This is a genomic window from Streptomyces sp. NPDC059861 (genome assembly GCF_042731435.1).
Classification (GTDB): domain Bacteria; phylum Actinomycetota; class Actinomycetes; order Streptomycetales; family Streptomycetaceae; genus Streptomyces.
Genome location: NZ_JBHWJQ010000060.1, coordinates 23,694 through 33,571, shown reverse-complemented (window position 1 = coordinate 33,571; position 9,878 = coordinate 23,694). Strand labels below are relative to the sequence as shown.

Genomic DNA, 9,878 nt, shown 5'->3' with positions numbered 1-9,878 from the left:
AAGGGCAGCAAGCATGAAACCCATCCCTGCCCCACCCGCGCTGTCCCAGAGTCGCGAACTCCAGGGACGCACTCAAGAAGGTAGGGCGGCATGAGGGAGTTCGGCTATGAGCGGGCCTACGACGTCTCCGGTGCCGTCGCGCTGCTCGGCGACGATCCGGACGCCCGCTTCCTCGGCGGCGGCACCAACCTCGTCGACCTGATGAAGACCGGCGTCGAGCGGCCGGCCCGGCTCGTCGACGTGCGTGAGCTGCCCCTCGACCGCGTCGAGCCGACCGAGGACGGCGGCCTGCGCATCGGCGCCACGGTCACCAACAGCGACCTCGCCGCCCACCCCGAGGTCCGCGGCCGCTACCCGATGCTGACCCAGGCGGTGCTGGCCGGCGCCTCCGGGCAACTGCGCAACATGGCCACCGTCGGCGGCAATCTGCTCCAGCGCACCCGCTGCGGCTACTTCGCCGACGTGGCCCAGCCCTGCAACAAGCGTGTCCCCGGCACCGGCTGCCCCGCGATCGAGGGCGAGCACCACAACCACGCCATCCTGGGCGCCTCCGAGGCGTGCGTGGCCACCCACCCCTCCGACATGGCGGTCGCGCTCGCCGCCCTGGACGCCGTCGTCTCGTACGAAACGGCGGACGGGCCGGGGGACTTGCCACTCGCCGAGTTCTACCGGCCTGTGGGTGACACCCCGCATCTGGAGACCGCTCTGCCGCCGGGCGCGCTGATCACCGCCGTCACCCTGCCGCCCGCCCCGGTCGCCGCCCGTTCCCGCTACCGCAAGGTGCGCGAGCGCGCCTCGTACGCCTTCGCGATCGGCTCCGTCGCCGCCGCGCTCGACGTCGAGGACGGGACCGTACGAGAGGTGCGGCTGGCGTTCGGGGCGGTCGCGTCCCGGCCGTGGCGGGCACGGAAGGCCGAAGAACTGCTGACCGGAGCCCGTGCCGACGCCGAGACCTTCGCCGCCGCGGCGGACGCCGAACTGGCCGCGGCCCAGCCGCTGCCGCACAACCAGTACAAGGTGACCCTCATGCGCAACCTCGTGGTCGCCGTGCTGACCGAACTCGCCGAGGAGGCCGACGCCCGATGACCACCGTCACCCGCCCGACGTCCTCCGTCGGAACCGCCCACACCCGCGTCGAGGGCCGGGACAAGGTCACCGGCGCCGCCCGCTACGCGGGGGAGATCCCCTTCGCCGAACTTGCCCACGGCTGGCTGGCGTTGTCCACGGTCGCCCGTGGCCGCATCCGGGCCCTGGAGACCGACCGCGTCCTCGCCATGCCCGGCGTCATCACCGTCCTGCACCACGGCAACGCGCCTCGCCTCGACACCGACCACATCGGCCTGCTGGGCGTCCCGCCCGACCCGTCGGCCGCGCTCTTCCAGAATGACCGGGTGCCGCACTTCGGCTGGCCGGTGGCGCTGGTCGTCGCCGAGACCTCGGAGCAGGCCCGGGAGGCCGCCGAGGCGCTGGTCGTGCAGTACGACCAGGAGCCGCACGACGTCGCCTTCTCCGCCGACCACCCCGGCGTCCAGCCGCTGGACGGCCACATGCCCGCGGTGACCGCGAAGGGCGAGCTGGAGGCCGAACTCGCCGCGTCCGCGGTCGTCGTGGACGCCGAGTACACGACGCCGGAGGAGCACCACAGCCCGATGGAGCCGCACGCGGTGACCGCCCGCTGGGACGGCGGACGGCTCGACGTGTTCGACTCCAACCAGGGCGCCACCTGGGTCCAGGACAGCATCGCGAAGATCTTCTCCCTCGACCCGGGCGCGGTCCGGGTCCGCTCCGAGCACGTCGGCGGCGGATTCGGCAGCAAGGGCGTGCGCGCCCATCAGGTGGCCGCCGTGATGGCCGCGACCGCCCTCCAGCGCCCGGTCCGGGTCGTCCTGACCCGCCGCCAGATGTTCACGCTGGCCGGCCACCGCAGCCCCACGACACAGCGAGTGCGGTTCGGCGCGGACGCCGACGGACGGCTGCGGGCCCTGGACCACCGCTCCCTCAACCACACGTCGACGGTCTTCGACTACGTCGAGCCCAGCGCCGGAGTGGCCAGGGTGATGTACGACGCCGACGCTCATCACACGGCCAACGAGGTCGTACGGCTCGATGTGCCGACGCCGACCTGGATGCGCGCGCCGGGCGAGGCACCGGGTGCGTTCGCGCTGGAGTCGGCGCTGGACGAGCTCGCCGAGAAGTGCGGCATCGACCCCATCGCCCTGCGCGTCCGCAACGAGCCCACGGCCGGCCCCGTCTCCGGCCTGCCCTTCAGCAGCCGCAACCTCCTCGCCTGTTTCGAGGAGGGCGCCCGCCGCTTCGGCTGGGCGGACCGCGATCCGCGCCCCGGCGTGCGCAGGGACGGACGCTGGCTGATCGGCACCGGCACGGCGGCGTCCTCGTTCTTCGCCGGAGCAGCGCCCTCGACGGCGGCGATCACGGCGGAGGCGGACGGCACCTTCACGGTGCGCACCGCCGCCTCGGACATCGGCACCGGAGCCCGTACGGCACTCACCCTGGTCGCCGCCGACGCGCTGGACGTGCCGCCGGACCGGGTCCGGGTGCGGATCGGGGACAGCGACTTCGGACCGGCGATGATCGCCGGCGGTTCGATGGGCACCCGCTCCTGGGCCTGGTCGATCACGGTGGCCGCCGGTGAGCTGCGCGAACGGCTCGCCCTGGGCGCGGACGTCCCGCCGGAGGGCATCACCGTCCGGTCCGACACCACCGCGGCCCTGGGCGCCCTGTCCGCGAAGGAGCGGCACTCCTTCGGGGCGCAGTTCGCCGAGGTGGCCGTGGACGTCGCCACCGGCGAGGTCCGGGTGCGGCGCATGCTCGGCATCTTCGCCGCGGGCCGGATCGTCAACCCGCTGACCGCGCGCAACCAGCTCGTCGGCGGCATGATCTGGGGCATCTCCATGGCCCTGCACGAGGAGGCCGTCCGCGACCAGGCCTCCGGCGCCAACGTCGGTGCCGACCTCGCCGGCTACCACGTCGCCACGCATGCCGACGTACCCTCCGTCGAGGCGGACTGGGTGGACGACCCCGACCCCGACGACCCCGTCGGCATCAAGGGCATCGGCGAGATCGGCATCGTGGGCGCCGCGGCCGCGGTCGCCAACGCCGTCTGGCACGCGACCGGCGTGCGCCACCGCAACCTGCCCATCCGGCCCGACCGCGTCCTGCCGGGGGCCACCGATGCTTGACATCGCCGAGGAACTCGACCGCTGGGCGGCGGAGGGCCGTGACTTCGCCGTGGCCACGGTCATCTCCGTCAGCGGCAGCGCCCCCCGCGCCCCCGGCGCCGCTCTCGCCGTCGACACGGAGGGCACGGTCATCGGCTCGGTCTCCGGCGGCTGCGTCGAGGGAGCGGTGTACGACCTGTGCGTCCAGTCCCTCCAGGACGGCGACACAGTCGTCGAACGCTTCGGCTACAGCGACGAGGACGCCTTCGCCGTGGGCCTGACCTGCGGCGGCGCGATCGAGGTCCTGATCACGCCGGTCACCCGGGAGACCCGGCTCGTCCGGAGCGCGCTGAGGGCCGCGTCCCGGGGAGAGACGGTGGCTCTGGCACGGGTGACAAGGGGCCCGGAGGAACTGCTCGGCAGCCCGTTGCTGGTCCACGAGGACGGATCGTACGAAGCGGAAGCGCCCCCAGAGGGTGCCCCGGAGGGTGCCGCAGAGGGTGACGGGTCACCGGACCCCTCCCACCGAACCCGCACCCGCGTCGCCACGGAGGCCCACGCCATGCTGACCGAGGGGCGCACGGGCACGCTCGAACTCCCCGGGCTCACCCTCTTCGTGGAGTCCGAAGTCCCCGCCCCCCGGATGATCGTCTTCGGTGCGATCGACTTCGCCGCGGCCCTCGTCCGCACCGGCAAACTCCTCGGCTACCACGTCACCGTCTGCGACGCCCGCCCCGTCTTCGCCACCCGTGCCCGCTTCCCGGAGGCGGACGAGATCGTCGTGGACTGGCCGCACCGCTACCTCCGGCGGACCCGGACCGACGCGCGCACGGTCCTCTGCGTCCTCACGCACGACGCCAAGTTCGACGTACCCCTGCTCACCGAAGCCCTGCGGCTGCCGGTCGCGTACGTCGGCGCCATGGGGTCCCGCCGTACCCACCAGGACCGCGAGCGGCGGCTGCGGGAGGCCGGGCTGGGAAAGCGGGAGTTGGCCAGGCTGCGCTCACCGATCGGCCTGGACCTGGGCGCCCATACGCCCGAGGAGACCGCCGTGTCGATCGCCGCCGAGATCATCGCGGCCCGCCAGGGCGGCACGGGCCTGCCGCTGACCGGCTCGGGCACGCCGATCCACCGGAAGGAGGCCGCCGTGGCGGCATAGCGGGGGCGCGGGCCGTTCTGGTCGGCGTGGGTCGGGCCGGGAGACCGACCGCCTGAAGCCAGCGCGCGCCGGTCGGTAGGCCTGCGGCCCCTACGCCTGGCTTCAGGAGGGCACGCGGCTCAGAGCCCCCGGCTTCAGGAGCCCGGAGCCCTCGGCCTCGGGCGCCCGCCCTCAGGAGTCCTCGGCCTCGGCCTTCTTCTCCTTCAGCCGGGCCGCTTCCTTGCGCACCTCGGCCTGCGTGGCCTGTTCCTTCTCCAGCCACTCGGGACGTTCCTGCTTCAGGGTCTCGATCTGCTCGGTGGTGAGCGGCTCGGTCATCCCGCCGCGCGCCAGACCCGCGATGGAGACGCCCAGCTTGGCCGCGACCACCGGCCGCGGGTGCGGGCCGTTGCGCCGCAGTTCCCGCAGCCACTCGGGCGGGTCGGCCTGGAGCTCGTTCAGCTCGGCACGCGAGACCACGCCCTCCTGGAACTCGGCGGGGGTGGCGGGGAGGTACACACCCAGCTTCTTCGCCGCGGTCGCGGGCTTCATCGTCTGAGTGGTCTGGTGCGACTTCATGCACTCCAGACTATCCGCCGGATACGAGACATCCGACCACAGCCGGTAACCTGGCGGCGTGACAGGCTCGGAAGCACCCTCTACGTTCCGGCTCGCGTACGTTCCTGGGGCGACACCCGGCAAGTGGGTGCGGATCTGGAACGAGCGCCTGCCCGCCGTCTCCCTCTCCCTCCTCGCCGTGACGGCCGCCGAGGCATCCGATGTGTTGCGCGACGGTGGCGCCGACGCGGGGATCGTACGGCTGCCCGTGGACCGTACGGTCTTCAGCGCGATCCCCCTCTACACCGAGACGACGGTCGTCATGGTCCCGAAGGACCACCTGATCACGGCGGCGGACGAGGTGACGGTCGAGGACCTCGCCGACGAGGTCGTCCTCCACCCCCTCGACGACGTACTCGGCTGGGAGCGACCGCCGGGGGAGCCCGCCTTCGAGCGCCCCGCCACCACCGCCGACGCCGTCGAACTCGTCGCCGCGGGCATCGGCGTCCTCGCCGTTCCCCAGTCCCTGGCCCGCCTGCACCACCGCAAGGACCTCACCTACCGGCCCCTGGTGGACGCACCCCAGTCGGGCGTGGCCCTGTCGTGGCCCGAGGACGCGCACACCGACCTGGTCGAGGACTTCATCGGCATCGTGCGCGGCCGGACGGTGAACAGCACCCGCGGCCGCACCCAGCCGGAGACGCAGCCCAAGGACAAGCGGGGCACCGAGCCCGCCGCGCGCCGCAAGCCGGCTGCGAAGCAGGCCTCACGGTCCGGCACCGCCAAAGGCGCTCCCCGAGGCGGCGCCAAGGGCACTGCCAAAGGCGCCCGCCGCGGCAAGCCCCGCCGCCGTTCCTAGAGGTGGGTCAGAGGCTACGGGCCGTGCGCGTGAGCCAGTCGTACGCCGCTCGAGCCGTGAACTCCGCCTGGCCGCCCCGCAGCAGCAGGCCGGCGGTCGCGAAGTCCGGGCCGTCCGCCTGGTCGGCGACATAAGGGAGGGCGATGCAGCGCATGCCGGCCGCGTGGGCGGCGGCCACGCCCGGGGCGGCGTCCTCGACGACCACGCAGCCGGAGGGGTCGGCGCCCAGGCGGCGGGCGGCCTCCAGGAAGACGTCGGGAGCGGGCTTGCCGTTGGCGACCTCGTCGGCCGAGACCAGGGTGCGCAGCTGGGAGTCCAGGCCCGTACCGGCCAGGACCGCCGCGATGGCCTCGGGGGAGGAGCCCGACGCCACGGCCATCGGGACGCCCTCGCCGGCCAGCAGCTCCACGAACTTCCGCATCTCCGGATAGGCGCGGGTGGAGGCGCGGGCGAGTGCGAGGTAGCGCCGGTTCTTGGCGGTGAGCAGCTCGGCGACCGGGGCGCGCAGACCGTAGCGCCCGCGCCAGTCGACGATCGTGTCCAGCGTGCTGATGCCGATGTACCGCTCGTGCTCGGCCCAGGTGTAGTCCGGCACGCCGTGCTCGGCGAGGGTGAGCCGGCCGGCCTCGTAGTAGTTCGGCTCGCTGTCCACGAGCGTTCCGTCGAGATCGAAGATGACCGAGAGGCCGGCGAGATCGCTCATGGGGTCATGATGTCAAGGGCTGTCTGCGCGCCGTCCGCCCGATCGACTCCACCAGCGGCAGCAGCCGGTGCGGGACGCGTTCGCGCAGCGCCACCTCGGTGCGGGTGCGGACCACGCCGGGCATGCCGATCAGCTTCTGGATGACGTCTTCGAGGTGCCCGTTGTCGCGCGCCACGACCCGGGTGAGCAGATCGCCGCCGCCCGTGATCGAGAAGGCCTCGACGATCTCCGGTACGGCGGCCAGCGCGTCGCCCACCTCGTCGAGGTGGCCCTGCGTGACCTCGATGTGGACGAAGGCCAGCACTGGGTGGCCGAGGGCGGCGGCGGAGAGCGCCGGGCCGGTTCCGGTGATCACGCCGTCCCGTTCCAGCCGGTCCAGGCGGGCCTGGAGGGTGCCGCGGGCGATGCCGAGGATGCGGGCGTACTCGCGCACGCTGGTGCGCGGCTGCTCCAGCAGCAGGCGCAGGATGCGCGTGTCCAGCTCGTCCACGGCCATCGTGCCCGGCCTCCTCCTGTCGGTCATCGCCGACTGTACCAATGGCCCAACGAGGCGTGACCGGTGCGAACGGTCCGACGTGGGCCGTTGGTCCGACGGCGGCTCGGCGGCGGTCACGTGGCTGGTCCATTGGTCCAGTGAATTGTGGGCGACTTGAGCCAGTGGCGGAAGTGATGCTGTCATGGGGGAGTCGATGGCGCTGCGGATCCCCGCGGCGCCTTTTTCATGCCGATGCGCAGCAGGGGGCGGGAAGCAGTGCTGAAGAGGGTGTTCGTGGCGCCGGACCCGGGGCGGGCGCGGCTGCGCTTCGCGGCGCGGGCCGTGCTCGGCATCGGCCTCGCGGTCGTCGTCTGCGGGCTCGCCGGTCACTCCCTCGTCGGCGCCGTCAGCGGGGGCCTGGCCGCGCTGCTCGCCCTGTTCACCGTCACGGACGCCACCGTGCGCGGGCAGGTCGTCACCACCACGCTGCTCCCGGCCGTCGGGCTGCCGGTCCTGGCCGCCGCGGCCGTACTGCACGACCAGCCCGTCGCCCGTGACCTCACCTTCCTCGCCGTCGTCGGCCTGGGCGTCCTTGCCCGCCGCTGGGGGCCGCGCGGACACAGCCTCGGTGTGTTCGCGTTCATGACCTTCTTCATCGCGCAGTTCCTGCGGGCCACGCCCGGGCAACTGCCCGAGCTGGGGGCCGCCGTCCTGCTGTCCGTGCTCAGCGCGTCCGTGGTGCGCTTCGGACTGTGGTGCTACGAGCGCCGGACGCCCACGGCTCCGGCGGTCGCCCCGGCGGACGGCTCCGGTCTCGCCCGGATCACCAACCGGCAGGCGGTCCAGGCGACCGCCGGCGCGGGCTTCGCGCTCGTCGTGGGCCAGATGGTGTCCGCGGAGCGCTGGTACTGGGCCGTCGGCGCCACCTGGTGGATCTTCGTCAACACCACCTCACGCGGCGAGACCCTGGTCCGTGGCTTCCGCCGCGTCCTCGGCACGGTGCTCGGCATCGGCCTCGGCCTGCTCATCGCCGTCCCGCTGGACGGCGCACCGGTGCCGTCGGCCGTGCTCGTGGCCGCCTGCGTGTTCGGCATCTTCTACACGGCCGCCGTGTCCTACACCTGGATGATGCTCTGCGTCACCGTGCTCGCCGAACTGCTCTACGGCCTGCTGGACCTGCTCCACCCCGCTCTGCTCGCGCTGCGCCTGGCCGAGACCGGTATCGGGGCGCTGGGCGCCGTGCTCGCCGTGCTGTTCGTGCTGCCGGTCACCACCCACACCGTCAACAACGCCTGGATCCAACGCGCCCTGCGCTGCGTCCACGCCTGCACCGGCGAGGCCGCCGCCCGCCTCGCCGGCGACGCCGCCGCAGACCCGTCCCCGCGCGTGGCCGAACTGGAACAGCTCCTCGGTCGGGTCCGGCTCGCCCTCGGCCCGCTCGTCCACCCGCTGAACCCCATGCTGGGCCGCAAGCGGCGCGCGCGGCAGGTGATCGCCCTGCTCGACGACTGCGTCCGCGAGATCCGCGGCCTCGTCGCCGTCGCCGCCGACCCGGAAGCCTCCCACGACGTCCGCCTGACCGCCGCCTGCTGGCGTGTGGAGGCCGCGGTGAAAGCCCTCACGGACGGTACGACGGAACAGGCCGCCTCCCTCGCGCCCGAGCCCCCCGCGCACGAAGGGGCCCTCGCCCACCTGCACGGCCTGGAGCGCGCCCTGACGGAACTGGCCACGCCCCTGCGCACGCCGTCCGGGTCGCCGCTGGTCGGGGCCTGAGGACCGGCCGGCAGTCCGCCGCACGATCGACTGGAGAGTCCGCCTCTCTCCGGCGGCCCGGGCCCTCGCCTCCGCCAGCCCTGGCTCTTGGTCCAGACCGTAGCGGCTCAACTGCTAGCGTCGCCCGCGACACCCGACAACCGAGAGGGGACAGCGGTGGCAGACGGCGGGCGGGCGTTCATCGGGTCGTTCACGGCGGCCGGCGGCCCCGGAGTGGTGACGGCGGCCGTGGACGCGGCAAGCGGTGCCCTGACGGTGCTGGGCAGCTTGAACGGCGTCCCCGATCCCTCCTACCTGGCCCTCTCGGCCGACGGAGACACCCTCTACTCGGTCAGTGAGACGACCGAGGGCACGGTCGCGGCGTACCGCGTCACGGGCGCGGTACCCGAACCGGCCGGCCGCCCCGTCCCCGTCGGCGACGGGCCGACCCACCTCAGCGTCGTGGCCGGTCACGTCCTGACGGCCAACTACGGCTCCGGCAGTGTCACCGCCGTGCCGCTGCGCCCCGACGGCACCCTCGGCGCCGCCCCGTCCGGTGTGCTGCGCCACTCCGGATCCGGCCCGCACACCCTCCGTCAGCAGGGCCCGCACGCCCATCAGGTGCAGGGCGACCCGAGCGGGCGCTGGGTGGTCAGCGTCGACCTGGGCACGGACTCCGTACGCGTGTGCACGCTGAAGGAGGGCGGCCTCGCACTGCACCGGGAGGCCGCCCTGCGACCCGGCTCCGGCCCCCGTCATCTGGCGTTCCATCCCGACGGCAGCCATGTCTACGTGCTGAACGAGCTCACCCCGACCGTCACCGTCTGCCGCTGGGACGCCTCGGACGGCTCCCTGAAGCCGCTGACGGAGACGCCGGTACTGCCCGGCGGCCCGGCGGGGGACGCCTACCCCTCGGGCATCGTGGCCTCATCTGACGGCGGTTTCGTGTGGACCGCGACGCGCGGGCAGGACGTGCTCTCGGTCTTCGCGGTCGAGGGCGAGGAGCTGCGGCTGACCGGGACGGTTCCGTGCGGAGGTCACTGGCCGCGGGCGATCGCCGCGTCGGGCGGGTTCCTGTACGTGGCGAACGAGCGGTCCGGCGACGTGACGTGGTTCGCCGTCGACGCCGGGACGGGGCTGCCCCGGCGGGCCGGCTCGATCGCCGTGCCCGCGGCGTCCTGCGTGGTCTTCGGCTGACCCTCGCCGCCGAAGCC

At 73.6% G+C, this 9,878-nt stretch carries 9 protein-coding genes; 6 read left to right on the top strand and 3 right to left on the bottom strand.

Features of this window, described 5'->3' with window-relative positions; genetic code table 11:
• Positions 1–90: 90 nt before the first annotated feature.
• Genes ACFV6X_RS33900 through ACFV6X_RS33890 form a run of 3 tightly spaced genes read left to right on the top strand, consistent with a single transcriptional unit; the run spans position 91 to position 4,338 of the window.
• The gene (locus ACFV6X_RS33900; RefSeq protein WP_385390131.1) at positions 91–1,086 is read left to right on the top strand and encodes an FAD binding domain-containing protein; all 996 of its coding nucleotides are present in this window, start codon (positions 91–93) and stop codon (positions 1,084–1,086) included.
• Entirely contained in the window at positions 1,083–3,200 is a 2,118-nt protein-coding gene (locus ACFV6X_RS33895; protein ID WP_385390129.1) for a xanthine dehydrogenase family protein molybdopterin-binding subunit, read from the top strand. The genes ACFV6X_RS33900 and ACFV6X_RS33895 overlap by 4 nt, the downstream gene beginning before the upstream one ends.
• On the top strand, positions 3,193–4,338 hold the full coding sequence (locus ACFV6X_RS33890; RefSeq protein ID WP_385390128.1) for an XdhC family protein: 1,146 nt from the start codon (positions 3,193–3,195) through the stop codon (positions 4,336–4,338). The genes ACFV6X_RS33895 and ACFV6X_RS33890 overlap by 8 nt, the downstream gene beginning before the upstream one ends.
• Positions 4,339–4,509: 171 nt before the next feature.
• Here ACFV6X_RS33890 and ACFV6X_RS33885 read toward each other — a convergent pair whose 3' ends face one another.
• Positions 4,510–4,896: a DUF5997 family protein gene (locus ACFV6X_RS33885; RefSeq protein ID WP_385390127.1), complete on the bottom strand. Its 387-nt coding sequence runs from the start codon at positions 4,894–4,896 to the stop codon at positions 4,510–4,512.
• A gap of 58 nt (positions 4,897–4,954) precedes the next feature.
• On the opposite strand from ACFV6X_RS33885, the gene ACFV6X_RS33880 reads away from it, so the two are divergent.
• Positions 4,955–5,734 carry a LysR family substrate-binding domain-containing protein gene (locus ACFV6X_RS33880; RefSeq protein WP_385390125.1) on the top strand — a complete coding sequence of 260 codons (780 nt, stop codon included), beginning with the start codon at positions 4,955–4,957 and terminating at the stop codon, positions 5,732–5,734.
• A gap of 7 nt (positions 5,735–5,741) precedes the next feature.
• Here the strand turns inward: ACFV6X_RS33880 and ACFV6X_RS33875 are convergent, their stop codons facing one another.
• Positions 5,742–6,437, bottom strand: coding sequence for an HAD family hydrolase (locus tag ACFV6X_RS33875; RefSeq protein WP_385390124.1), 696 nt, complete (start codon positions 6,435–6,437; stop codon positions 5,742–5,744).
• 4 nt (positions 6,438–6,441) lie between these two features.
• Positions 6,442–6,933 carry an Lrp/AsnC family transcriptional regulator gene (locus ACFV6X_RS33870; protein WP_385390123.1) on the bottom strand — a complete coding sequence of 164 codons (492 nt, stop codon included), beginning with the start codon at positions 6,931–6,933 and terminating at the stop codon, positions 6,442–6,444.
• 255 nt (positions 6,934–7,188) lie between these two features.
• Here ACFV6X_RS33870 and ACFV6X_RS33865 point away from each other — a divergent pair, with 255 nt between their 5' ends.
• On the top strand, positions 7,189–8,685 hold the full coding sequence (locus ACFV6X_RS33865) for an FUSC family protein (protein ID WP_385390121.1): 1,497 nt from the start codon (positions 7,189–7,191) through the stop codon (positions 8,683–8,685).
• A 156-nt stretch (positions 8,686–8,841) separates the two neighbouring features.
• A complete protein-coding gene (locus tag ACFV6X_RS33860) occupies positions 8,842–9,861 on the top strand; it encodes a lactonase family protein (RefSeq protein WP_385390120.1) in 1,020 nt (339 codons plus the stop codon).
• Positions 9,862–9,878: the final 17 nt, after the last annotated feature.

Excerpts from the sequence above, each read along its gene's own strand:
- ACFV6X_RS33890 (WP_385390128.1), top strand. The coding sequence starts at position 3,193 with ATGCTTGACATCGCCGAGGAACTCGACCGCTGGGCGGCGGAGGGCCGT.
- ACFV6X_RS33885 (WP_385390127.1), bottom strand. The coding sequence starts at position 4,896 with ATGAAGTCGCACCAGACCACTCAGACGATGAAGCCCGCGACCGCGGCG.
- ACFV6X_RS33900 (WP_385390131.1), top strand. The coding sequence starts at position 91 with ATGAGGGAGTTCGGCTATGAGCGGGCCTACGACGTCTCCGGTGCCGTC.
- ACFV6X_RS33870 (WP_385390123.1), bottom strand. The coding sequence starts at position 6,933 with ATGGCCGTGGACGAGCTGGACACGCGCATCCTGCGCCTGCTGCTGGAG.
- ACFV6X_RS33895 (WP_385390129.1), top strand. The coding sequence starts at position 1,083 with ATGACCACCGTCACCCGCCCGACGTCCTCCGTCGGAACCGCCCACACC.
- ACFV6X_RS33875 (WP_385390124.1), bottom strand. The coding sequence starts at position 6,437 with ATGAGCGATCTCGCCGGCCTCTCGGTCATCTTCGATCTCGACGGAACG.